The 25324-nt window shown below is 68.9% G+C and carries 19 protein-coding genes; 11 read left to right on the top strand and 8 right to left on the bottom strand.

Translation table 11 applies throughout. The features are described from left to right. The 6 genes from FPZ11_RS14025 to FPZ11_RS14000 all read right to left on the bottom strand — a co-directional run bounded on the left by FPZ11_RS14025 (position 1) and on the right by FPZ11_RS14000 (position 6782). The gene (locus FPZ11_RS14025; protein WP_146321759.1) at positions 1-1425 is read right to left on the bottom strand and encodes an MFS transporter; all 1425 of its coding nucleotides are present in this window, start codon (positions 1423-1425) and stop codon (positions 1-3) included. Positions 1426-1524: 99 nt separating this feature from the next. Continuing rightward, entirely contained in the window at positions 1525-2001 is a 477-nt protein-coding gene (locus tag FPZ11_RS14020; protein ID WP_146321758.1) for a tetratricopeptide repeat protein, read from the bottom strand. A gap of 61 nt (positions 2002-2062) precedes the next feature. Next, complete coding sequence (locus FPZ11_RS14015) at positions 2063-3718, bottom strand: MFS transporter (RefSeq protein ID WP_146321757.1); 1656 nt, start codon at positions 3716-3718, stop codon at positions 2063-2065. 132 nt (positions 3719-3850) lie between these two features. Then, the gene (locus FPZ11_RS14010; RefSeq protein ID WP_146321756.1) at positions 3851-4957 is read right to left on the bottom strand and encodes a mandelate racemase/muconate lactonizing enzyme family protein; all 1107 of its coding nucleotides are present in this window, start codon (positions 4955-4957) and stop codon (positions 3851-3853) included. Continuing rightward, positions 4954-5862, bottom strand: a complete 909-nt coding sequence (locus FPZ11_RS14005; protein WP_146321755.1) for a 5-dehydro-4-deoxyglucarate dehydratase — start codon at positions 5860-5862, stop codon at positions 4954-4956. The genes FPZ11_RS14010 and FPZ11_RS14005 overlap by 4 nt, the downstream gene beginning before the upstream one ends. After that, positions 5859-6782: an NAD-dependent epimerase/dehydratase family protein gene (locus tag FPZ11_RS14000; protein WP_146321754.1), complete on the bottom strand. Its 924-nt coding sequence runs from the start codon at positions 6780-6782 to the stop codon at positions 5859-5861. Before FPZ11_RS14000 ends, FPZ11_RS14005 begins: the two co-directional genes overlap by 4 nt. Before the next feature lie 208 nt (positions 6783-6990). On the opposite strand from FPZ11_RS14000, the gene FPZ11_RS13995 reads away from it, so the two are divergent. The 5 genes from FPZ11_RS13995 (at position 6991) to FPZ11_RS13975 (ending at position 14039) form a co-directional block, all read left to right on the top strand. Further along, the gene (locus FPZ11_RS13995; RefSeq protein WP_146321753.1) at positions 6991-8004 is read left to right on the top strand and encodes a LacI family DNA-binding transcriptional regulator; all 1014 of its coding nucleotides are present in this window, start codon (positions 6991-6993) and stop codon (positions 8002-8004) included. A 168-nt stretch (positions 8005-8172) separates the two neighbouring features. Continuing rightward, the gene (locus FPZ11_RS13990; RefSeq protein ID WP_246846272.1) at positions 8173-10437 is read left to right on the top strand and encodes an alpha-L-rhamnosidase; all 2265 of its coding nucleotides are present in this window, start codon (positions 8173-8175) and stop codon (positions 10435-10437) included. A gap of 343 nt (positions 10438-10780) precedes the next feature. Beyond that, positions 10781-12112, top strand: a complete 1332-nt coding sequence (locus FPZ11_RS13985) for an ABC transporter substrate-binding protein (protein ID WP_146321752.1) — start codon at positions 10781-10783, stop codon at positions 12110-12112. An 89-nt stretch (positions 12113-12201) separates the two neighbouring features. Next, complete coding sequence (locus FPZ11_RS13980; protein ID WP_146321751.1) at positions 12202-13134, top strand: carbohydrate ABC transporter permease; 933 nt, start codon at positions 12202-12204, stop codon at positions 13132-13134. A gap of 68 nt (positions 13135-13202) precedes the next feature. Further along, positions 13203-14039 (top strand): carbohydrate ABC transporter permease, encoded by an 837-nt coding sequence (locus FPZ11_RS13975; RefSeq protein WP_146322907.1) that lies wholly within the window; start codon positions 13203-13205, stop codon positions 14037-14039. Positions 14040-14060: 21 nt separating this feature from the next. On the opposite strand, the gene FPZ11_RS13970 is transcribed toward FPZ11_RS13975, so the two are convergent. Together FPZ11_RS13970 and FPZ11_RS13965 are read right to left on the bottom strand one after the other, a co-directional pair. After that, the gene (locus FPZ11_RS13970; protein WP_146321750.1) at positions 14061-14843 is read right to left on the bottom strand and encodes a nucleotidyltransferase domain-containing protein; all 783 of its coding nucleotides are present in this window, start codon (positions 14841-14843) and stop codon (positions 14061-14063) included. 6 nt (positions 14844-14849) lie between these two features. After that, positions 14850-15851 carry a LacI family DNA-binding transcriptional regulator gene (locus FPZ11_RS13965; protein ID WP_146321749.1) on the bottom strand — a complete coding sequence of 334 codons (1002 nt, stop codon included), beginning with the start codon at positions 15849-15851 and terminating at the stop codon, positions 14850-14852. A 305-nt stretch (positions 15852-16156) separates the two neighbouring features. Between FPZ11_RS13965 and FPZ11_RS13960 the strand changes: the two genes are divergently transcribed. From FPZ11_RS13960 to FPZ11_RS13935, 6 genes are all read left to right on the top strand, one after another. Continuing rightward, on the top strand, positions 16157-18940 hold the full coding sequence (locus FPZ11_RS13960) for an alpha-L-rhamnosidase (protein ID WP_146321748.1): 2784 nt from the start codon (positions 16157-16159) through the stop codon (positions 18938-18940). A gap of 101 nt (positions 18941-19041) precedes the next feature. After that, complete coding sequence (locus FPZ11_RS13955) at positions 19042-19434, top strand: L-rhamnose mutarotase (protein WP_146321747.1); 393 nt, start codon at positions 19042-19044, stop codon at positions 19432-19434. Between the two features lie 89 nt (positions 19435-19523). After that, positions 19524-20687: an L-rhamnose isomerase gene (rhaI, locus tag FPZ11_RS13950; protein ID WP_146321746.1), complete on the top strand. Its 1164-nt coding sequence runs from the start codon at positions 19524-19526 to the stop codon at positions 20685-20687. Further along, on the top strand, positions 20684-21580 hold the full coding sequence (locus tag FPZ11_RS13945) for an alpha/beta hydrolase fold domain-containing protein (protein ID WP_146321745.1): 897 nt from the start codon (positions 20684-20686) through the stop codon (positions 21578-21580). The genes rhaI and FPZ11_RS13945 overlap by 4 nt, the downstream gene beginning before the upstream one ends. After that, positions 21577-23631, top strand: coding sequence for a bifunctional aldolase/short-chain dehydrogenase (locus FPZ11_RS13940; protein ID WP_146321744.1), 2055 nt, complete (start codon positions 21577-21579; stop codon positions 23629-23631). The genes FPZ11_RS13945 and FPZ11_RS13940 overlap by 4 nt, the downstream gene beginning before the upstream one ends. A gap of 146 nt (positions 23632-23777) precedes the next feature. Beyond that, entirely contained in the window at positions 23778-25247 is a 1470-nt protein-coding gene (locus tag FPZ11_RS13935; protein WP_146322906.1) for a rhamnulokinase, read from the top strand. Positions 25248-25324: the final 77 nt, after the last annotated feature.

The raw sequence follows: 25324 nt of genomic DNA, 5'->3' as shown, positions 1-25324 counted from the left end.
TCAGGCGCGCCGCGTGCCGAGTATCGGAACGTCGTCTGCGCCGCCGGCGCGTCGCGCTCCGCGTGCGGCGCGTCGCGCCGGAACTCCGATTTTCGGCACGCGCCGCAGAGCACCAGCGAGCACGACCGCGACGAGCAGCAGCCCCACGGGGACGACCATCGCGAACGTCACCGATGTCGCCTGGGCGAACAGCCCGATCAGCGCGGGACCGGCGAAGATCCCCACGTAGCCGAGCGTGAGCACCCTCGACAGCACGATGGCGGCGTGCGGCTGGTTGCCCGCAGCCGTGAAGACCTGCGGCACGCCACCACAGAGGCCGAGGCCGAGCATCGCCCAACCCGCGATCGTGACCCAGAGCGACGGCGAGACGACCACCACGACCAGTCCCAGCGCGCCGAGCAGAGACCCCGCGCGCACGACGGTCGCCGGGCCGACCACGGCGGCCAGCCGGTCGACCAGCAGGCGCCCGACCATCATCGACACGGCGAACGCGCCGTAGCCGAATGCCGACACCCCCGCCATGGCGTGGAACGCCTGCGTGAGCTGCAGAGCGCTCCAGTCGATGGCGACGCCTTCCGTGCACATCAGCAGCAGGGCTGTGAGGCCGAGCGTCCAGGCGACGCGGGTCATGCGGACGCGCGGGCGCGGGACGCGCCGTTGCGTCGGCAGCGTGTCCGCCCGCAGGTCGGGCCACCCCTGCGGGCCGACCACGACGCCATCGTCGAGCAGCTCGGCCGCGGCCGAGCTGCGGGGCGGAGCGGGCGTGGCCGAGCTGCGGGGCGGAGCGGGCGTGGATGCCGCGGAGCGGGCATCCACCGCAGCTCGCGGCTCTTCGGCCCTGCGCAGCAGACCACCCGCAACGCAGCACACGGCGATGACCGCCGCCACCGCCCCGAGCGAGAGCTGCGGCAGCGCACCCCAGCCGAGGCGCGCGGTGCCGAGCATGGCGGCCGCACCGAGCGCCCCGCCCAGAGCGAAGAACGCGTGGAACGCCGCCATGATCGGTCGCCGATACGCGCGCTCGACGAGCACGGCCTGCATGTTCATGCCGACGTCGTTGAGCCCCATGCCGAACGTGAAGATCGTGAACGCGATGCAGAGCACGCCGGCATCACCGGAGACACCGACCGCGGCCGCGCCGAAGGCCGCGAGCGCGAGACCGCCGACGCAGAGACCTATGCTGCCCGAACGCTGTTGGATGCGCCCACCGACCTGGGCGCCCGCGATGATGCCCACCGAGCTGATCACGATGACCACGCCGAGCACACCGGGCGACACCCGTGCGGCGCGGGCGACGGCGGGGATGACCCCCGACCACGTGCCGACGAGGAATCCCGCCGTGGCGTAGAGCGCGAACACGCTCGCGCGGGCGGTACGCAGCCTGCCTGCGGACGGTGATTGCACGGAATGGATGGTGTCGAACACGATGCCTCCCGACGAGAGCTCTGCCCCGTTGTGAGGGACGGGGACATGCTGACGTCGAATGGCGGCTGCGCATTCCGACAGCGCGGCCGACGGCGCCGCTTACGCCATGAGGTCTGCCGCGTAGGCGGCCGCCGCTCGACCGTAGCGCGGAAGGTGCGCCGCCAGCGCCGTCAGGGCCACGCTGAGAGCCTCGTCCGCACGGCCGGCGCTGTGCAGCGTGAGGGCGCGGAACACCGCCGGCGCATCCCCCAGCTCCGGAGCGTCGAGCCGCTCGAGGAGGTCGAGCGCCTCCGCGTGTTCGCCGAGATTGCGCAGCGTGCTCGCCAGCTGCAGCATCACCTGGTGTTCGAGCTCGGGCTCGAGTCCCGCGGCGAGTGCGCTGCGATAGGGGCCGACGGCATCCTCTTCGAGCCCCAGCGCGTCGTGCACGCCGCCCCATTCGGCGAGCGCGACCGGGTCGTCGGCGTCGCGCTCGTCGACGAGCCCACGCATGAGCGAGAGCATCCGCTCGGGATCGCTGTCGTCGAAGTCGTTCCAGAACGCGTCCACGCGCGCCTGCCAGTCGTTCTGCGCCATGCGGCCACCGTAGCCGCCCGGTGAGAGGAACGACCGCGGCCCAAGGCGAGCCTCGGTCGGCCTATCGCCTGCGCTTGTCCGCCGCCGGTTCGGGACTCGCACCGTCGGCCTCGGGTCCCGATCGTGGTGCGGCGCCGAGTACGGAGCTCGGGATGCTGCGCGAGAAGAACAGCGCCAGCGCGGCGATGACCGCGAGCGCGAAGAGCGCGGTCTGCAACGATCCGAGTTGCGCGTGCGTGTACAGCGAGCGCAGGGTGTCTCCCTCAGCACCAGACAGTCCCGCCTGCTCGGCGATGCGCGGAACGGCCTGTGTCGGAACGATGGCGACGCCGTTCTGCGTCTGCTGCAACACTGTCGATTTGACGCTGTCGGGGAGCGTGCTGGCCGACACCGCACCGGCGAATGACGAGCCGAGCGAGGCGATCAGGATGGAGCCGATGAGCGCCGTGCCGAACGACGAGCCCAGGTTCTGGAACACGCCCTGCAGGCCGCCGACCTCGCTCGAGCGCTCCTCCGACACACTGGACATGTTGACGTTGCCCAGCTGCGACGCGAGCAGGCCGAGCGCGGCGCCGGCGAAGAACATCCCTATTCCGAACGGGACCGCCTTCAGGTCGGTCGACACCGAGGGAAGCAGGGCGAGGATGCTCGCCACGAGCACCAGCTGACCGATGCGCACGATGCGCCGCGGCGACCAGAACCGCGTGAGCACCGTGCCCACGATGGAGAAGACGATCAGCGCGATCGACAGCGGGAAGACGCGGATGCCCGTGGTCAGGGCGTCCAGCCCCAGTGTCATCTGCAGGTACACCGGCACCATGAAGAACAGTCCGGCCGTCACTGCGTACTGCGCGCCGAGCACGCTCAGCCCCGATCGCAGTCTGGCGATGGAGAACATGGTCACGTCGAGCAGCGGCGGCCGCCCGACTGCGGCGAGGCCGCGCTGCCTGCGCAGAAAGAGCCAGAGAAGGGCGATGCCCGCCGCGATGAGGAACGGGACGGGCGACAGGCCGAAGGGAGCGACCGTCACACCGCCGATCGTGAGCGGAACCTTCGGAACGACCCAGCCCCAGGTCTTCGACTGCAGCATGCCGAACACGATCAACACCAGCCCGGCCGCCGAGGACAAGACACTCCAGACGTCGATGCGGAGCCGCGCAGGAAGGCTGGAGTCGGCGATCACGCGCGCGAAGAGCAACACCGCGATCATGATCACCGTCTCGCCGATGAAGACGTACCTCCAGCTGAGATAGGTGGTCAGGTAGCCGCCGATCAGCGGTCCTGCCGCCACGGCGGCGCCGGAGACCGCACCGATCACCGCGAAGGCCGTGACGCGCTGCCTGCCCGAATAGTTGTCGGCCACCAGTGCGGCGATCGCGGGGATGACCAGCACGGCCCCGAGCCCCTCGATGATCGACCAGCCGAGGAAGAGCGTCACGAAGTTCGGGCTGAGCCCTGTCATGAGCGAGCCGATCGAGTACACGATGGCGCCGATCACCAGCGTTCTGCGCCGGCCCCACACGTCGCCGAGCTTGGCCCCCAGCAGCATCACCGCCGCCATGGTCAGCGTGTAGAACGTGATCGCGGTCTGCATCGCGGCGACCGTCGTGTGCAGGTCGGAGACGACCTTCGAGATCGACACGTTCATGACCGTGCTGTCGAGCACCATCACGAACTGCGCGCAGCCCAGAATGACCACCGGCCACCATTTCGACATGCCGTGCACCCCCGCACCGCCACTGCATGTCGACGGTCGACCGTCGGCGGCATGGCGTCATCATCGTGAACGCACCCCGGCGCCCGCGATACCCCCACTTTCGGGAGTAGGCCGGTGAGGACACGTGACGCGTCAGGCGAACACGATGCCGAGGCCCACCCGCTCGCGCGACGTGGCGAGCGTGCCGTCGATCGACAGTGGCGCGGGTTCGGCGAGGATGCCGAGGCGCTCGAACGAGGCATCCTCGACGTCCTCGATCGGTGTGGGCCGCGCCATCGTCATGGCCAGCTGCCCGGAGAGGTCGGGCAGCAGATGCGGATACACCGGCATGCCGGCGGCGTCCGCCTCGGCCGTGATCTCGAGGTACGGCGTGATGCCGCCGACCCGGATCGCGTTGGGCTGCAGGATGTCCGCAGCGCCCAGTTCCGTCGCCTCGCGGAACCGCTGGGCGGTGTGCAGGTTCTCGCCCATGGCGATCGGCACGCCGACGCGGGAGCGCAGCACGGCATGACCGAGCAGGTCGTCGGACAGCAAGGGCTCCTCGACCCAGCACAGCCGGAACTCGCTCAACTCGCCGATGGCGCGCTCGGCCTCCTCCAGCGTCCAGAGCTGGTTGGCGTCGATGGCGAGCTCCACGTCGGGACCGATCGTCGCTCGCACGGCTGCGACCCGTTCGCGATCCTCGGCGAGGGGGCGCCCGCCGACCTTCATCTTCACCAGGGAGTGCCCGGCATCCGCCCACCGCTGCGCCTGCGCCACGAGCTCGTCGCGAGAGTAGTGCCGGTTCACACCACTCCCGTACACCTCGACGGATGCCCGCCTCGCCCCGATCAGCTCGGCGACCGGCCTCTGCGCGGCGCGACCCGCGGCATCCCACAGCGCGAGGTCGAGCCCGGCCATCGCGATCGTGGTGACCCCACCGGAGCCGGCCTCGTGCAGGTGACGCCAGAGAGGCGCCCACAGCGCACGTGCGTCGGCGTCGCGGCCGACGACGAAGTCGTGGATGTCGCGGTCGAGCATGGCGCGCACGGAACCGGCGCCGATCGACGGCGTCCAGCTGAACCCGTGGCCGATCACACCCGACTCCGTGTCGACGAGCACCTCGATCAGGTGATGCTCGAGCACGTCGGGTCCCCACGGCCGGATCAGGGGCACATCGATCGGCCGGGTTCGCAGTGTGGTGATGCGTCCGAGCCCGGGCACGGCACCGATCGACGCACCGACGTCGAAGGGGCTCACGCCCCGCCGACCAGCTCGTCGCCGATGGCGAGGATGCGCGTCAGCTCGTCGAGCTGCCTCGGCGTCGGGTCGACGAGCGGGGGACGCACGCCACCGACGGGCAGTCCATCGAGTCGCACGCCGGCCTTCACCAGCGAGACCGCGAAGCCCGGAGTCTCGTCGCGCAGCCGAACGAGCGGCAGATAGAACGCGTCGAGGATCTCGATGCGCCGCGCGTCGTCGCCCGACGCGTACGCCTCGTAGAACGCCTTCGCCACACGGGGTGCCATCGCGAAGGCCGCCGACGAGTAGAGCGGAACCCCGATCGCCCGGTACGCCTGTTGCGTGAGCTCCGCGGTCGGCAGCCCGTTGAAGAACGTCAGGTCGTCGCGATCCGTCGCGGCAGCGGCGCGCACGAGCTGCTGCGCCACGCCCAGGTCGCCGACGCCGTCTTTGAAGCCGATGACGCGAGGGTTCTGCGCGAGCCGGGTGGCGGCATCCTCGTTCAGTTGCGCCGACCCGCGGTGGTAGACGATGGCCGGCAGGTCGGATGCCGCCAGCAGCGCCTCGACGTACGCCGCGGTTCCCGACACGGGCCCTGCCACGAGGTACGGCGGGAGCACGAGCAGGGCGTCGGCGCCGGCATCCGCCGCACGCTTCGCGCACTCGATCGCGTGCCCGAGCGGACCGCCCGCGCCCGAGACCACCGGCACCGCGCCGTTCACGGTCTCGACGGTCGCCTTCACGACCTCGCCGACCTCGGAGGCGCTCAGCGCGTGGAACTCGCCGGTTCCGCATGCGGGGAACACGCCGCCAGGCGCGTGCGGCAGCCGGGATGCCACGTGTTCGGCCGTCAGCGCGGCATCCACCGAGCCGTCTGCCGCGTACGCCGTCACGGGAAAGAACAGCACACCGTCGAATCTCATCTCACGCTCCTTGCTTGGTCTGTCTGCTCGCCCAGTTCGCTGCGCCAGTCGTGCTGCGGCTCCCAGCCGAGCAGCCTGCACGCCTTCTCGATGGAGAAGGCGGGCGCCCTTCCGGTGAGACCCTCGGCGAGTCGTCCGGTCTGCGCCCAGTACTCCGGCATGAGCTCCGCGAGCGGGCGGCGGGCCAGGGCATCCGCCGCCCCCACGATGAAGGTCTGCGCGTTGGGAATGTCGTCGAGTGACGCCAGCAGGGTGTCGAGAAAGCGCCCGACGTCGCGGGCGTCCACGTAGTTGAAGAGCGCGGGCGCGGCGAGCGCCGGATCGTGCAGCCGCTCGAACACCGTGTGGCCCTGCTGCGTCGGCACGCCCTGCCACTCCTCCGGCGCGATCACGTAGCACGGGCGGAACGCCGCGAGCCGCACGGCATCGCCTTTCTGCGCCGCGAACATCTGCATGGTGCGCTCTGCGATGAGCTTCGACAGCGCGTACGCATTCCACGGCCGGGGTTGCACGTCTTCGTCGAGCGGCAGCCGTTCCGGCACCCAGCCTGCTGGAGCTCCGTAGCCGAAGACCGTCGGAGAGGATGCCGTCACCACCTTGCGCACGCCGGCGTCGACCGCGGCCTGCATCACGTTGTACGCGAGCGTCGCGTTCGTGCGCAGAATGTGCTGCTCGGGCGCGCTGAACGGCACGGCGATCGCGGCGAGGTGGATGACGGCATCCGCGCGCGCGCCTGCGATGACGTCGGATGCCACGGCCGCGTCGGTCAGGTCTGCGGCGATCCGCTGCGTGTGCCGTCTGACCTCTTCCTCGGCGACCGCGACATCGACTTCGACGAGCTCGTGGCCGGCGTCGGCCAGCACGGCGATGACACTGCGCCCGAGGCGGCCGGAGCTGCCCGTGACGAGGATGCGACTCACTGGCCGGCTCCTTTCCCCCGTGCCTGCAACTGCGTCGCGATCAGGCCGGGGCATGCAGTGGACACGTGGAATTCCTCCTCCGATTTCCCGTCGCGACGGGCCCCCATGGGCGAAGCATGAGGGCCGGATGCGACAGGAAATCCGCGCGAACAGAGTCCATTCGCGGCGGCAAGCGTCCAGAAAACGTTTTCTGCTACTGTACCCGACGATGACCCGTTCGCAGATTCCTGCCACGAAGCCGCCCCGCATCTCCGACGTTGCAGCGCGAGCCGGCGTCTCCCTCTCCACGGTGTCTCGCGTGCTCAACGGAAGCACGACGGTCGACAGCGCCATGGCCGACCGCGTGCACGAGGCGGCACTCGCACTCGGCTACGCCGCGAGCCCCCTGGCGCGAAGTCTGGTGCTCGGCGCGACGCAGACCATCGCCGTCGTCGTTCCCGACCTCGGGAATCCCGTGTTCCAGGCCGTGTTGCGCGGACTGACGTCGACCGCCTCTCGAGCCGGGTACCACGTGCTGGTGGCCGACTCGTTCGAGAGCGCCGACGAGGAGCCCGAGCTCGCCATGGCTGCGCGTCGCCGATGCGACGGGATCGTGCTCTGCGCGCCGCGCATGTCCGACGAGACGCTCGCGCGGCTGCTGCCCGCGCTGCGACCCGCCGTGCTCGTCAACCGATCGTCGGATGCCGCACCATCGGTCTCGGTGGACTACCGGTCGGGCATCCTCCAGCTGCTCGCTCACCTCACGGAGCTCGGCCATCGGACCATCTCCTACGTCTCCGGTGCCAGTGCAGCCGAGTCCGACGCTGCTCGCCGCGCCGGCATCCGCGCGTTCGTCGACGACCATCCGGAGGTGACGGTTCGGGAAGTGCCTGGCGGCGTGGACTTCGCGGCCGGGCACGGCGCTGCCGACGGAGTGCAGGCATCCGAGGCCACCGCGGTGCTCGCGTTCAACGACCTCGTGGCCATGGGGCTGCTGAGCGCTCTGAGCGAGCGCGGCGTTCGGGTGCCCCAGGATGTCTCGGTGACCGGTTTCGACGACATCCCGTTCGCCGCCTACACGACCCCGCCGCTCACCACCGCGTCGGTGCCGGTCGAAGCCCTCGGAACTCAGGCAGCGGACCGCCTGCTCGCCCTGCTCGCAGGGCGAGCTCCCGACGAGGACGTCTCGTTCGAGCCCGTGATCACCGTGCGCGGCAGCACGGGCGATGCGCTGCAGCGATGAGCTCCGCGACATGGACTCGCCTCGCACTCACCGGCCCTTCCCCGCCCGGGGCAACACGGGATTGAATCGTCACAACGATGCCTTGACACACGAGTGCCCAACACATAGCTTCAGTTGAAATGCTTTGATTGAAGCGTTTCAATTTCGGTCCAGGAGAACGAACGCACAATGACGTGGCACGCCCAGATGATCGCCCCCGACTCGGCCTTCGACGGAGCCCCGCTGCTCCGCACCGAGTTCACCCTCGAGAACGGCCATGCGCCCGTGTCCCGCGCCACCCTCAAGCTCACCGCCCACGGCATCGCCGAGGCGTGGCTCAACGGCCGCGCCGCGTCCGACGACGTGCTGACGCCCGGTTGGAGCAGCTACGAATGGCGGCTCCGCTACGCGAGCTACGACGTCACCGACTTCATCGACGAGCACACGGTACTCGGCATCGCTCTCGGCAAGGGCTGGTTCGGCGGCCGCCTCGGCTGGACGGGCAGGGGCTGGTTCTACGGCTCCGAGCTGGCCGGTTTCGCACAGCTCGAGATCGAGTTCACCGACGGATCCCGGCAGGTGATCGCCACCGACGAGAACTGGACGAGCGGCCCGAGCGCCGTGCTCGCGAACGACCTCTACGACGGGGAGACGATCGACGCACGTCTGAAAGACGACGCTTGGAAGCATCCGGGATTCGCCGGAGACGGCTGGACGGGCGTGCACGCCGTCGACTTCGACACGACGACGCTCGCGCCCTACCTGGGCCCGGGAGTCACACGGTGGAACACGCTCGACGTCGCCGAGGTCATCACGTCGCCCAGCGGCAAGACGCTTCTCGACTTCGGCCAGAACCTGGTGGGATGGCTGCGCGTGCGCGTGCAGGGACCGGCGGGCACCGAGATCACGATGCGTCACGCCGAGGTGCTCGAACACGGAGAGCTGGGCACCCGCCCTCTGCGGTCCGCGGAGGCGACGGACCGGTTCATCCTCAGCGGCGGTGACGATGAGTTCGAGCCGACCTTCACGTTCCACGGATTCCGCTACGCCGAGGTCAGCGGATGGCCGGGCGAGTTCGATCCGGCGGCCGTCACGGCGATCGTGATCGGCTCCGACCTTCCCCGTACCGGCACGATGACCACCTCCGACCCGCTGCTCAACCAGTTCCACCAGAACGTGGTGTGGGGCATGCGCGGCAACTTCGTCGACGTGCCGACCGACTGCCCGCAGCGCGACGAGCGGCTCGGCTGGACGGGCGACATCGCCGCCTTCGCGCCGACGGCCGCCTTCCTCTTCGACGTGGACTCGTTCCTCTCCGACTGGCTCGTCGACCTCGACCTCGAGCAGGGGCACCACGACGGCATCGTCGGATTCGTCATTCCCGACGTGCTCAAGTACGCCGACCGCGAGCGTCCGACCGAGTTCGGACCTGTCGACTCGACGGCGATCTGGAGCGACGCGGCCGTCTGGGTGCCATGGACTCTGTACCAGGCCTACGGCGACACCGACGTGCTGCGCAGGCAGTTCGACTCGATGGCATCCCACGTGCGCCGTGTCGAGTCACTGCTCTCGTCTGCCGGGGTCTGGGACGGCAACTTCCAGTTCGGCGACTGGCTCGACCCGGATGCCCCGCCGGAGGACCCCGCTCGCGCAAAGGCCGACAAGGGCGTCGTCGCGACGGCCGCGATCTACCGGTCGGCGAGCATCGTCGCGGAGGTCGCCGAAGTGCTGGGCCTTGCCGCGGAGCACGCCGAGTTCGATGCGATCGCCTCGCGACTGCATCGCGCGTTCAACGACGGCTACGTCTCCGGCGACGGCATCGTGCTGAGCGACTGCACCACCGTGTACTCGCTCGCGATCGAGTTCGGGCTGCTCAGCCCCGAGCACGAGGACTTCGCCGGTCGACGTCTTGCCGAGCTCGCCGAGCAGGCCGGCTACCGCATCTCAACAGGCTTCGCCGGCACGCCGTTCATCACGGACGCGCTCACCAAGACGGGCCACGTCGACGTCGCCTACCGTCTGCTGCTCGAGCGCGAGTGCCCATCGTGGCTCTACCCCGTGACGATGGGCGCCACCACGGTGTGGGAGCGCTGGGACTCGATGCTGCCCGACGGCACGATCAATCCGGGCGAGATGACGAGCTTCAACCACTACGCGCTCGGCGCCGTCGCCGACTGGATGCACCGTGTCGTCGGCGGCATCGCGCCGCTCACGCCCGGCTACGCCTCGGTGCTCATCGCACCCCAGCCGGGCGGCGGACTGACCGACGTCGACACCGCACTCGAGACTCGGCACGGGCGCATTGCCGTGCACTGGACGATCGCCGACGGCACGCTCACCGTCGACGCCGATCTGCCGGAGGGCGTCGACGGCCTGCTCCGGCTGCCGGGCGCCGACGATCGACCACTGACCGGCGGACACGTCTCGGCGACCGTGGAGCTGCCAGCGGAGTGACATCCGTCCGGGCCCGCCCCGGCAGACGACTGCAACGGCGATGGGCCGTCACTCCTCGGGGTGGCGGCCCATCGCCTTCGTGGTCCCACGCAGGGACGACCCGTGGTCGTCGGCGACCGCGGCGGAGCATCCATCTTCAGCTGAAACGATTCATAGTAACGAGCACCAATAAGGGAGTAGACCGGTCCCGCGTTACGTGATCGTGATGCCGATACCGGCTCAACTCTTGACCATGCCTCAATGTCCCCGTATCGTTCGAGTCGTTGAATGGTTTCAATTGCCGTTCAAGATTTCCCCGGTGGCGAGCGGAACGAACCGTCTCGCATTACAAGGAGGTAACGGGATGAAGTTCTCCCCCATGCGGCGCGTCCTGGTGGCGACCGCGTCCGTCGCCGCGGCCACTCTTGCTCTCGCAGGGTGCAGCGGCTTCGGCGGAACGAGCAACAGTTCGGGCGGCAAGGTGACCATCTCCTTCCTGACCCAGAACGACGCAGCAGACACGGCACAGGGCAAGGCGTTGATCGCGGCGTTCGAGAAGAAGTACCCGAACATCAAGGTCAAGATGGACACCCAGCCGGCGGGCACGCAGGGCGACAACCTGATGAAGACGAAGCTGTCGACCAAGACCATGGACGACGTCTTCCACTACAACTCGGGTTCGCTGTTCCAAGCGCTGAACCCGAAGACCACCATGGTCGACCTCAGCAACGAGAGCTGGGTCAAAGACCTCGACAAGAACTTCAAAGAGGTCGTCACGGCGGGCGGCAAGGTGTACGGCGCGCCACTGGGCACGTCGCAGGCCGGCGGCATCCTCTACAACAAGAAGATCTACGAGAAGCTCGGGCTCTCCGTTCCCACGACGTGGGATGAGTTCGTCGCCAACAGCAAGAAGATCGCGTCGGCCGACCCGGGGGTGACGCCGATCCTGCAGTCGTACGGCGACACCTGGACCAGCCAGCTGCTGGTTCTCGGAGACTTCGCGAACGTCGCGAAGCAGGACCCGAACTGGGCGTCGAACTACACCAACAACAAGGGCGACGCGAAGTACGTGAACCCGCCGGCCTTCGAGGGCTTCCAGCACACCGCAGAGATCCGCACGGACGGTCTGGTCAACAAGGACTTCGCCTCGATGACGAACGCACAGGCGATGGATGCCCTCGCCACCGGAAAGGCGGCGCAGTACCCGATGCTGACCGGTGCGATCGCGACCGTCGAGCAGGACAACCCGGACAGCGTCAACGACATCGGGGTGTTCGCCATCCCGGCAGCCAGCTCGTCGGTCACGTCGCTGACGGTGTGGGAGCCGAACGCTCTCTACATTCCCAACACGACGACGGGTGACAAGCTCGACGCCGCCAAGAAGTTCGTGGCGTTCCTCAACTCGCCGGCCGGCTGCGACGTGCAGAACAAGACCGGTGCCGCCGCCGGCCCGTACTCGACGAGCGCTTGCACGCTGCCGTCGAGCGTTCCCGCACTGATCGGCGACGTGCAGAACTACATCAAGGACGACAAGGCGAGCGTCGCCCTCGAGTTCCTCTCGCCGATCAAGGGACCGAACCTCGAAACGATCCTCGTGGGCGTGGGCTCCGGCACCACGACCGCCCAGGTCGGTGCCCAGCAGTACGACCAGGACGTGAAGGCGCAGGCTCAGCAGCTCGGCATCAAGGGCTGGTGATCCGGCAGCACGTCCGAAAAAATCGAGTGAGAGTCGGGGGTCGGCGAGCTTCATCGGTCGACCCCCGACTCCCTGATCAGGGAGTACCCATGACCACCGCAGCCCTGCGCGTAGAGAAAGCGGGTCCGACGACGTCGGGTGGCCCGCAGAAGGAGCGCCGCCGCAGCATCCGAAGCCCGTATCCCTCGTGGTTCTACATTCCGGCCGGGGTGCTGTATCTCGTCTTCTTCGCCCTTCCGACGTTCTCGTCGTTCTACTTCGCCCTCACCCGGTGGACGCTCTTCAGCCAGCAGTTCATCGGCTTCGGCAACTTCGTTCAGTTCTTCCAGACGCCCGCGCTGACGCAGGGCTTCGTCAACACCCTCATCTACGGGTTCGTGACCTCCGCCGCGAAGGTCGTGCTCGGCCTCGGACTCGCGTTGCTGCTCACCAGCCCGATCTTCGGCCGCGGCTATCTGCGCGCTGTCGTCTTCTTCCCCGTTCTGGTCTCGACCGTCGGCGTCGGGCTCACGTGGAAGGCGCTGCTCGACCCGTTCCACGGCGTCGTGAACCAGGTGCTCGGGTTCTTCCACCTGCCCCAGCCCGGGTGGTACACCGATCCCCACCTCGCGCTGCTCACCGTGGCCGGCGTGGACATCTGGAAGGGCGTCGGCATCGCCACGCTCATCTTCATGGCCGGCATCGTGGCGATTCCGTCCGAGTACTTCGAGGCGGCACGCGTCGACGGCGCAGGCGCTTGGCAGGTGTTCCGCAACGTCACGCTGCCGCTGGTGCGGCCCGCGATGGCGACAGTGATCATCCTCTCGCTCATCGGCGGCCTGCGGTCGTTCGACCTGATCTGGGCCATGACCAACGGCGGCCCCGGCTTCTCCAGCGACGTCATCGCCTCGGTCATCTACAAGCAGTACCAGGCCGGGTTCTTCGGTCTGTCGACGGCGGGCAACGTCATTCTGTTCCTGGTCGTGACGGCCATCATGCTGCCCGTCCAATGGTTCCTGAACAGAAGGGAGGCGGAGCTGTGACCGTCACCAAAGCCATCACCACGATGGGGCCGAACGGCACCGGCCGCTACAAGCCGGCACGCCGCCCCATGACGTTCCGGCGGTTCACCCGCAAGTACCTGCTCGGGATCATCGCGATCCTCGTGTCGGTGGTCGTCTTTCTCGTGCCGTTCATCTTCATCGTTCTGCAAGCGGCGAAGGACCCGAAACAAGCGGGTCTGATGGGCTTCACCTGGCCCACCGACTGGCAGATCTCGAAGAACTTCATCGACGTCATCCAGACGAACGACTACCAGCTGCTTGCCGCGTTCATCAACAGCATCGTGCTCACCGTGGTGAGCGTGGCCATCATGGTGGTCTTCGCCGCCATGGTCGGCTACCTGCTCCAGCGCAAGCGCACCAGACTGAACCATCTGGTCAACTTCCTCGTGCTCGCCGGGCTGATCGTGCCGCCCGCCGTGGTGCCGACCATCTGGGTGCTCCAAGGACTCGGCATCTTCGACACGCTGGTGGGGATGATCCTGGTCGAGGCGACCTTCGGGCTCTCCTTCGCGATCCTGCTGTTCAGGGCCTTCGTCGCGACGATCCCGAGAGAGCTCGACGAGGCGGCGATCATCGACGGCGCGGGAGCGATGCGGCTGTTCTTCCAGGTGATCCTGCCCCTGCTGCGTCCCGTGGTCGTGACCGTGGTCGTCGTGCAGGCCGTCGCGGTCTTCAACGACTTCACCGGCCCGCTGTACTTCTTGCCCGGCAGCGACAACCCGACGGTGCAGCTGACGCTCTACAACTTCCAGAGCCAGTCGGTGAGCCAGTTCAATCTGCTGTTCATGAACATCCTGCTCATCACGATTCCGCCGTTGATCATGTACATCTTCTTCAACCGGCAGATCGTCGCAGGCATGACGAGCGGCGCCGTCAAGGGCTGAACCGAACGTGCCCGCCGGTGCTCAGAGGTACTCGGCGGGCACGCCGCCGCGCAACCAGGTGAGCTCGTTGTCGCGGATGAACGTCGACAACGCCTCGTCGGGCGTGATGCCGTGCCCGAGCCAGTCGGTCAGGCGGTTCAGCAGTTCGCTGCCTGTGGTGAGGCCCGGTTCATCGACGGCGTGCTGCCAGGCATCCACGAAGCCTTCCGGGGAAGGAACGGAGCGCACCAGGCCCGAGATGTACTTCGGACCGGGCATCAGCACGTGCGCGGCCGCCAGCGCGGCCCGCGCCGCCGCGAGCGCGAGGTGCACCGCGGCGTGGCGAGCGAGGAACGAGTCTCCGCGCTGCTCGCCCTGAACGAGGAAGTAGCCGCCGTACAGACGCGCCTGCGCCACGTGCGAGCGCACGCGTTCGTCCCACGCGTCATCGTCGAGCCGGACGATCTTCGCGAGCAGGCCGTCGAACGACCGCTCCCGGGAGAAGGCGATCCTGGCGCCGGCGAACGACGCCCTTGTCGGATCGTCTCCGCGTTCGGCCGCCGTCGCCAGATAGGCGGGGCTCGCGAGTTTCACGTCGATGTACGAGCCGGGATAGTCGACCCCGTTGCGCGCGGTCCACGCGAAGCTGCTGTCGCGCGTCGCGCGAGCGAAGCGCTCGTCGGTGACGACCAGGTAGACATCGACATCGGACGTCTCGCGTTCGGTTCCCCGCGCCAGCGAGCCGACGAGGATGACCGCGAGCACGTCGTCGTCGTCGCGCACGTCGTCGACGTAGGCCGCGAGCGCCCGCTCCTGATGCTCCATGGAGCGTCAGCCGCTCGTCGACTGACGCACGACGAGTTCCGGCTGGTACACGACCTGCTGAGGCTCGAAACCCTCGCCGTGCTCCGCCTCACCCAGCAGCAGGTCGACGGCGGTGTGTCCGATGAGGGCGGCCGGCTGCCGCATCGAGGTGAGCGGCACCGTCGCCGTCGCGACGAAGTCGATGTCGTCGTACCCGATGATCGCGAGGTCATCGGGAACCTTGGCGCCCGTGAGCATCGCGGCCTGCAGCACACCGATGGAGACCAGGTCGTTGGCCGCGAACACCGCGTCGGGCCGCTGCGAGGGGTCCCTGGCGAGGAAGGTCTTCGCCGCCTCGGCTCCCGCACGAACGGTGAGCGACGAGGTGGGGATGTACTCCAAAGCCACCTCTGCACGTTCCGAGGCGGCGATGCGCGCGCCCGCGAGTCGATCGGCGACCTGCCTGATCGACTGCGGACCGCCCACGAACGCGATGCGCCTGCGGCCGATCGAGATCAGGTGCTCGGCGGCCGCACGGCCTCCCGCCACGTCGTCGACGGCGACGGACGAGAAGTTGCGGTCAGGCGCTTCGCGGTCCACGAGCACGACCGGGATGCCTCGTTCCCGCGTCGTGCGCAGCCGCGGGAGGTCGTCTTCGACGGGGCTGATGAGCACGCCGTGCACCCGTTGTTCTTCGAAGAGGTCGAGGTAGCCGCCCTCGCGGGAGGTGGACTCGTCGCTGTTGCCGAGCAGCACAGAGAACCCGTCGGCCGCAGCCCGGGTCTCGGCGCCACGAGCGACGTCGGTGAAGAACGGGTTGCCGACATCGAGCACGATCAGCCCGATGCTCCTGCTCCGGCCCGCCCGAAGCTGGCGCGCGGCGTCGTTGCGCACGAAGCCCAGGTCGGCGATGGCTGCGTTGACCCGCTCGACGGTGGCCGCTGCGACCCGATCCGGCCTGTTGAGCACGTTCGACACGGTGCCGACCGAGACGCCCGCTGCGATCGCAACATCGCGCACACTGACCATGAGGACCTCCTGAACGCACTGTCGCGCTGTTGCTCATCTTGCCGGTTCGTTCCGCCCGAGCCCATCCTCGCGGACTGAAACGAATCAGTCCACTGCCGGGCCGGTGCCGCGTCACTACGCGCCGAGCCCGCGAGCTGGAGCGCACTCCGCACCGGAGCCCAAGGGTGGTTCGATCCCTTGACGCGGGCGGCGCCGTACACCTAGATTCTTTCTTGAATCGTTTCAAAGCAAAAGCCGGTCGCGCTGTGGGCCCCGTCCTTGGACGCGCCCCTCGGCCAATCCGCACCCATGACGAAGGAGTCACCATGGCCCACCTCGACCGCCTTCGTGTCGATCATCTGGATCGCCCGATGGCCATCGCCCGGTGCTCACCCGCGTTCTTCTGGCACGTGGTCGCCGATGACGCTGACGACGCGTCGACGCTCGGGCAGGCGGGGTATCGCATCCGGATTCTCGAAGCCGCCAACGGACGGGTCGCCGGAGAGCCCGTCGCCGACACCGACTGGATCGATGCCGCTGACTCCGTGGCCGTCAGCGTTCCCGGCTTCGTCGGAGAGCCGGGAACCGAGTACACGTGGGAGCTCGCCGTGCGGCTCGCGGGAGACGAACGCGAGGTGCGGGCATCCGGGAAGTTCGGCATCGGCCTCGACACCTGGGATGCCCCGTGGTTCGAGCCGCGACAGGAACCGGTTCTCGTCGAAGGGCCGATGACGCTCGGCCCGGACTCGTTCGCGCCGGCGGCCGGCGCACCCGCGCCGAGCGAACGGCTGCACCCGCCGCGCTTCCTGCGTCAGGAGTTCACGATCACCGAAGCGCCCGTTGCTGCCCGCCTTCGCATCAGCAGCCAGGGCGTGAACTGCTCGTCGCTCAACGGCGTTCCGGCGAGCGACGAGCTGTTCGAACCCGGCTACGAGAGCTATCAGCACTCCATCTCGGTGCACACGCACGACGTCACGTCGCTCGTGCACGCCGGATCGAACGCACTCGGCGTGATCCTCGGCGACGGCTGGTATGCGGGCCGCATCTCGATCCTGGGTCGCAGCGCGCAGTACGGACGCATTCTGCGGGCCACCTGGCGGCTGGAACTGACCTTCGCCGACGACAGCCGCACCGTGATCACGCCGGACGAGACCGTGCTCAGCTCGCGCGGTCCGATCGACTGGTCGGACATCTTCATCGGCGAGCGATACGACGCCAGACGGGAGATACCGGGCTGGGACTCCCCCGGCTTCGACGCCGCGGGTTGGGAGCCGGGCACGGTCGTCGTCGCCGGCGCACCGGAGGTCGCCATGCCGCTGGTGCCGTTCATCGGCGAGCCGGTGCGGCGGGTGCGCGAGCTGACGGTGGCGGACATCCTCTCCACTCCGTCGGGCGAGACGGTTCTCGACTTCGGCCAGGTCGTCGCCGGCCGAGTGCGCATGACCGTGCGAGGTGCGGCGGGCACGGTGGTGCGACTGGAGCACGCCGAGGTCGTGGATGCCGACGGCAACTTTCTCGACAACATCCTCGGTGTCAACAAAGACCAGGCCGACGAATACGTGCTCGCCGGACACGCGAGTGGCGAGACATGGGAGCCGCTGTTCACCTTCCACGGCTTTCGCTACGTGAAGCTCATCGGCTATCCGGGCACCCCTCTGGCGGAGGACTTCGTCGCGATCGTGATCGCGAACGACCTCGAGCAGACCGCGTCGTTCGCCTCGTCGAATGCTCGGCTCGACCGTCTCGTCGAGAACACGCTGTGGTCGCAGCGGTCGAACTTTCTCGCCGTGCCGACCGACTGTCCGCAGCGCGAGCGTGCCGGCTGGACCGGCGACCTGCAGATCTTCGCGCCGACCGCCTCGACCCTCATGGGCGTGGCGTCGTTCCTCGACAGATGGCTCGCGAATCTGCGTGCGGACCAGTCGGCGCACGACGGGGTGGTGCCGATCATCGTGCCGATGCCGCCCGCGATGGACGATCCGGTGGCGGTCGACGAAGGGCTCTCGGGAATCCGGGCCGCCGCCGGCTGGGGCGACGCCGTGACGATCGCACCGTGGGCGCTCTACCGCCACTACGGGGATCTCCGATTTCTCGCCGACAACGTCGGCGCGATGCGGGACTGGGTCGACCACCAGACCCAGAGCGCTGCCGACGTGCTGCCGCCCCGCCTGCGCGACACGGATCTGAGCGACGAACAGCGCGGCCACCACGAGCTGCTCTGGAACGGCCCCTTCAACTTCGGCGATTGGCTTGCACCGTCGACTCTCGGCGACGGCGACGATGAGCTCGACGCGATGATGAACGCACCGAGGCTCACGGCGGAACTGACGGGGCCGCTGTTCCAGCTGCTCTCGCTCGACCTGCTCGCCTCCGCAGAGGACGAGCTCGGCGACACGGCGGCTGCCGAGACGCGGCGACGGCAGGCTGCAGCGGTTCGGGCCGCCTTCGCTGCCGAGTACGTCGACGCAGACGGGTTCATCGCGCCGAACATGCAGGGCATCTACGTGCTCGCGCTGGCGTTCGACGCCGTGCCGGCCGGCCGGCGCGACCTCGTCATCGGCAGGCTCGTCGAGCTCATCCACGAGGCAGGCGATCACCTCGACACGGGCTTCGTCTCGGTGCCCTACCTGCTCGACGTGCTCTGGGAGAACGGCCATGCCGACCTCGCCCGCACCCTGCTCATGCAGGACACGGCCCCCTCGTGGCTGTACGAGGTCGACCACGGAGCCACCACCATCTGGGAGGCCTGGCATGCGGTGCACGAAGACGGCACCGTCGACCGGGTCTCGATGAACCACTACGCCTTCGGGTGCGTCGTCGACTGGATGATGCGACGCCTCGCCGGCATCGATCTCGTCGAGCCGGGATATCGACGATCACGCATCGCTCCGGACCTCGACGGCGTGCTCGACTCGTGCTCAGCACACGTGGACACGCCGTACGGGCGCCTCGCGGTGGACTGGAGCCGGGACGCGGATGCCGCGACACTGCGGGTGACCGTGCCCGTCGGCATCCACGCGGACCTCGTTCTCCCCGCAGGCTGGTCATCGACAGCGCCCGCCACGCTCGAAGCCGGCGTTCACGCCCTCTCGGCCGACCGAGTCGCGTGAGCCCTGTGGCATTGCACTCGAACAAGGATTATGAAACGATTCAATCATCGGATCACCGGACTCGACCACCTGCCGAGATCACAGAGGGAAAGGGCTTGCCGATGACGTCACCGCAACGCGTGTGCTTCCGTCTTCACGTACGCCCCGAGCTGCTCGACGAATACCGTCGGCGCCATGCGGAGGTATGGCCGGAGATGCTGCGAGAGATCGAGGCATCCGGCCGCCGCAATTACTCGCTCTTCCTCGCCGACGACGGTGAGCTGATCGGCTACTTCGAGACGGACGACGCGGCATCCAGCGAGCGCTACCTCGCCGATTCCGCGGTGGCGGCGCGCTGGGAGGCCGAGATGGGTCGCTTCTTCGTCTCACTCGACGGACGCGCCGACCAGGCATCCGAGCGGCTGACCGAGGTCTTCAACCTCGATGGCCTTCTGCACGACATCGGGCCGGACGGCCGCCTCGCATGCCGGAGCGGCACGGATGACCGCACCTGACCGAGGGCTCGCCGCCCTGCGCCTCACGACCACGTCCTTCTTCTCCTCTTCCTCCGCGACGACGCGGAACCCGCACGAAAGGCACTACGATGACGATTCCGTCGGCCACCCTCGACCTGCTGTCCCAGCAGGCCATCGAGCTCCCCAGTTGGGCGTTCGGCAACTCGGGCACCAGGTTCAAGGTGTTCGGTCAGGCCGGGGTTCCTCGCGACCCGTTCGAGAAGATCTCGGATGCCGCGCAGGTGCACAAGCACACCGGTCTCGCACCGAGCGTGGCGCTCCACATCCCGTGGGACAAGGTGCCCTCGTACTCCGATCTGCGCAGGCATGCCGAAGACAACGGTGTGAAGCTCGGCACGGTCAACTCGAACACGTTCCAGGACGACGACTACAAGCTCGGCTCGGTGACGCACTCCGACCCGCGCATTCGCCAGAAGGCGATCGATCACCACCTCGAGTGCATCGACATCATGAACGAGACCGGAAGCCGCGATCTCAAGATCTGGCTGGCCGACGGCACCAACTATCCGGGCCAGGACGACATGCGCTCCCGGCAGGACCGCCTGCACGACTCGCTGTCGGCGATCTACGAGCGGCTCGGCGAGCACCAGCGCCTCGTGCTGGAGTACAAGTTCTTCGAGCCGGCGTTCTATCACACCGACGTTCCGGACTGGGGCACGTCGTACGCGCAGGTCAGCGCTCTCGGCGACAAGGCCGTGGTGTGCCTCGACACCGGGCATCATGCGCCGGGCACCAACATCGAGTTCATCGTGATGCAGCTGCTGCGCCTCGGCAAGCTCGGCTCTTTCGACTTCAACTCGCGGTTCTACGCCGACGATGACCTGATCGTGGGCGCGGCGGATCCCTTCCAGCTGTTCCGCATCATCCTCGAGGTCGTGCGCGGCGGCGGATACGCCAACCCCGATGTCGCGTTCATGCTCGACCAGTGTCACAACATCGAGAAGAAGGTCCCTGGGCAGATCCGTTCGGTGCTCAACGTGCAGGAGATGACGGCGCGGGCGCTGCTCGTCGATCGTGACGCGCTCGGCGCCGCGCAGGCATCCGGTGACGTGCTGGCCGCGAACGGCATCGTGATGGATGCCTTCTACACGGATGTGCGCGGCGACCTCGCCGACTGGCGGGAGTCTCGAGGGCTTCCCGCCGACCCGATGTCGGCCTATGCGGCATCCGGCTATCAGCAGAGGATCGAGCAGGAGCGCGTCGGCGGAACCCAGGCAGGATGGGGCGCATGAGCGCGTCCACACCGAGCGACGACACGATCACAGCAGCCACCATCACCACCGAGGATCGGGTGCTCGACGGACCGCACGGCGAACTGCCCGTGCGCATCTATCGGCCGACCGAGCGAGCCGCCGCAGGGCTCGTGTGGCTGCACGGCGGCGGCTTCTGGGCCGGTGACCTCGACATGGCCGAGGGAGACTGGGTCGCGAGGGCTTTCGCGTCCCGCGGCATCGTCGTCGTCTCGGTCGACTATCGCCTGGCGCCGGCTCTGGAGCCCGACCAGGCGTCGCGCGGCGACGTTCACTACCCGACCGCCTCGCAGGAAGCGGCGTTCGCCTTCGGGTGGGCGGTGACATCCGGACCGGCGTCCGGCGCGTGGGCGTTCGGCGGCGCAAGCGCCGGCGGCAACCTCGCGACCGGCGCGACGCTGCGCCTGATCGCCGAGGGTGGACCGATTCCCGCGCTCGCGGTGCTGGCGTATCCGACCCTGCTCGCGGTGCAGCCCGCACCGGACGCCACGCTGCGTGCCGCCCTCGACGCCGACCCGGTGGCCGATCACTTCGGCCCTGACGCGGTGCGGCGCATGTACGAGAACTACCTCGGCGGCCCGGCGGAGGATGCCGACACCATGGCCGCCCCCGGCATCGCGACGCCCGCCGAGCTGCGCGACTTTCCGCCGACGATCATGATCAACAGCGAGGTCGACGAGCTGCGGGTCTCCGGTGAGGCGTTCGCCGCCACCCTGCGCGCTGCCGGCGTCGACATCGACGTCTCCACGGAGCCGGGCACCGTTCATGGACACCTGAACAGGCCGGAGGAAGCGGCTGCAACGGCATCCATCGAGCGTTTCGCCGCGCGCATCGCGGCGCTGAGCCCACTGACCTCAGAAGGAACCACCGCATGACGAACCCCACCGCGCTTCAGCTCATCGCCCGCAGCAATCGTCTGGGCGCCGATTCCCGCAACACGAACTACGCGGGCGGCAACACCTCGGCCAAGGGCAGCGAGACCGACCCCGTCACGGGTGAGCCGGTCGAGCTGCTCTGGGTGAAGGGCTCGGGCGGCGACCTCGGCACTCTCACCGAGAGCGGCCTCGCAGTGCTGCGCCTCGACCGCGTGCGCGCTCTGCCCGAGGTGTACCCGGGGGTCGAGCGCGAAGACGAGATGGTCGCCGCGTTCGACTACTGCCTGCACGGCAAGGGCGGCGCCGCGCCGTCGATCGACACGGCCATGCACGCGCTGGTGGATGCCGCGCACGTCGACCACCTGCACCCCGACTCGGGCATCGCGTTCGCCACTGCGGCAGACGGCGAGCAGCTGACGAAGGACGCCTTCGGCGGCCGCGTCGTGTGGGTTCCGTGGCGCCGCCCCGGCTTCCAGCTCGGGCTCGACATCGCCGCGGTGAAGCGCGACAACCCCGGCGCGATCGGCGCGATCCTCGGCGGGCACGGCATCACGGCGTGGGGCGACACCAGCGAGGAGGCGGAGGCCAACTCGCTGTGGATCATCGAGACCGCGGCGGCCCACCTCGCGGAGCACGGGCATCCGGAGCCCTTCGGTTCCGTCATCGACGGTTACGAGGCCCTGCCCGAGGATGCCCGCCGCGCGAAGGCCGCGGCGCTCGCGCCCGTGCTGCGCGGGCTGGCGTCGACCGATCACCCGGTGGTGGGCCATTTCACCGACAGCGACGTGGTGCTCGACTTCGTGGCTCGCGCGGAGCATCCGCGGCTCGCGGAGCTGGGGACGAGCTGCCCCGACCACTTCTTGCGCACCAAGGTGAAGCCGCTCGTGCTCGACCTGCCGGCGAATGCGTCGGCAGAGGACTCGATCGCGCGCCTGCGCGAACTGCACGAGGCGTATCGCGCCGACTACACGGCGTACTACGAGCGCGGCGCCGCTGCGGCGCGCGCTCGAGGCGAGGAGCCTCCCGCGATGCGCGGTGCGGACCCGGCGATCGTGCTCATCCCGGGCGTCGGCATGTTCAGCTATGGCGCCGACAAGCAGACCGCGCGAGTGGCGGGCGAGTTCTACGTGAACGCCATCAACGTGATGCGCGGCGCGGAGGCCGTCTCGTCGTATGCGCCGATCGACGAGGCGGAGAAGTTCCGCATCGAGTACTGGGCGCTCGAGGAAGCCAAGCTCCAGCGCCGGCCGGCTCGGAAGCCGCTCGCGACGCGCGTCGCGCTCGTGACGGGTGCGGCATCCGGCATCGGGCTCGCCACGGCGAAGCGGCTCGCCGCCGAGGGCGCGTGCGTCGTGATCGCCGACCTCGACCTCGAGAGGGCGGCCGCCGCGGCCGCAGAGATCGGCTCGAGCGACGTCGCCGTCGGCGTGCAGGCGAACGTCACCGACGAAGCCGCCGTGCAGGCTGCCGTTGATGCCGCTCTGCTCGCGTTCGGCGGCCTCGACCTGGTGGTGAACAACGCCGGTCTGTCGCTGTCGAAGTCGCTGCTGGAGACGACGGTCGCCGACTGGGACCTGCAGCACAACGTGATGGCGAAGGGCTCGTTCCTCGTCTCGAAGGCTGCGGCAAAGGTGATGATCGATCAGGGACTCGGCGGCGACATCGTCTACATCTCGTCGAAGAACAGCGTCTTCGCCGGCCCGAACAACATCGCCTACTCGGCCACCAAGGCGGACCAGGCGCACCAGGTGCGGCTGCTCGCCGCCGAGCTCGGCGAGCACGGCATCAAGGTGAACGGCATCAATCCCGACGGCGTCGTGCGCGGCTCCGGCATCTTCGCCGGCGGCTGGGGCGCCAAGCGCGCCGCCGTCTATGGCGTGCCCGAGGAGAAGCTCGGCGAGTACTACGCGCAGCGCACCCTGCTCAAGCGCGAGGTGCTGCCCGAGAACGTCGCCAACGCGGTGTTCGTGCTCTGCGCCAGCGACCTCGACCACACGACCGGACTGCACATCCCCGTCGACGCCGGCGTCGCCGCGGCGTTCCTGCGGTGAGCACCACGAGAAGTGGTCGCCCTTCCGGACGTCCGCGCCCGGCCGGACGGGCGGAAACGTCCGGAACGGGCACGGGTTCGGGTTCGGGCGACGCTTCACCCGTGGTGGTCGCCGCCGTCGACCTCGGTGCCACGAGTGGCCGAGTCATGCTCGGTCGGGCATATTCCGGTGACGACTCGGGCGAGAATCCCCCCGTCCTCGAGCTCGACGAGATCGCGCGCTTTGCGAACGAGCCCGTGCGGCGCGCCGACGGGCTGCACTGGAACGTCGCCGCGCTGCGGGAGGCGGTGCTCGACGGGCTCGCGGATGCCGCGGCATCCGCTGCTCGACGCGGCGAGCGCATCGCGTCGATCGGCATCGACGCCTGGGCCGTCGACTACGGCCTGCTGCGACACGGCGAACTCGTCGCCGGCCCGCGCCACTACCGTGACGCGCGGCACGAGGCGGGCGTGGATGCCGTACATCGTCTCGTCCCCTTCCCCGAGCTCTACGCGCGCAACGGCCTCCAGTTCCTGCCGTTCAACACGCTCTACCAGTTCGCGGCAGACCCCGACCTCCGCGAGTATGCCGCCAGCGGCATAGAGCATGACGGGGACGATCTCGACGCCCACCGAAGCGACGTCAGCGACGGCGATCACCGCGGAGGCGACGGCATCGTGCTCGTGCCCGACCTGTTCGCGTACTGGCTCACCGGCGTGCGGGTCGCGGAGGAGACGAACGCGTCGACCACGGGCCTCGTGCCCGCCGGTGAGCCGGAGCCGCGGTGGGATGCGGAGCTGGCGGAGCGGGTCGGAGTGCCGGCGGGCATCCTCCCTCCGATCGTGCGCCCCGGAAGCCTGATCGGCACGCTCACCCCCGAGATCGCCACACGCCTCGACCTGCCTGAGTCGACACCGGTGGTGGCCGTCGGCTCGCACGACACGGCCTCGGCCGTCGTCGCGACGCCGTTCGCTGTGCCCGGCTCGGCATTCGTCTCGTGCGGCACGTGGGGTCTCGTCGGCGTCGAATCGCCGAGGCCCGTGCTCACGGCCGAAGCCCGCGACGCGGGGTTCACGAACGAGCGCGGCGTCGACGGCACCACCCGACTCCTGCACAACGTGATGGGGCTGTGGGTGCTCAACGAGTGCGTGAGGGCGTGGGGCGAGGTCACCGACCTGCCCACCCTGCTCACGGCGGCCGCTCGCGTCGACACACGATTCACGGTCTTCGACATCGACGACCCGCGGTTGATGCCGCAGGGCGACATGCCTGCTCGGGTCGCGCAGCTCTGCGCGGAGGCGGGCGGTGCTGTGCCCGCGACGCACACCGAGTTCGTGCGCAGCATCGTGGAGTCGCTGGCTGAGGCGTTCGCGCGGGCGGCGGCACGGGCATCCACTCTCACGGGCGTGCCCCTCGGCACTATCAACCTCGTCGGCGGCGGTGCCCGCAACGCCCTGCTGTGCCAGGCGACCGCTGACCGAGCGGGAGTTCCCGTGGTCGCGGGGCCTGTGGAAGCCACCGCACTCGGCAACGTGCTCGTGCAGGCGCGCACCGCCGGAGCGATCGGCGGCATCCTGGGCGACCTGCGCCGCCTCGTGATCGCCACACAACCGACCACGCGCTACGAGCCGCGCTGACGCGCGTCGCGTCACCCTCACGGCTCGAGGTGTCGCTGACGGGGCCAGCACGGGCGGGCGTGCACGCGGCATCACCC

This window comes from Humibacter ginsenosidimutans (genome assembly GCF_007859675.1).
Taxonomy (GTDB): Bacteria; Actinomycetota; Actinomycetes; order Actinomycetales; family Microbacteriaceae; genus Humibacter; species Humibacter ginsenosidimutans.
This window is presented reverse-complemented; position numbering and strand designations above follow the sequence as displayed.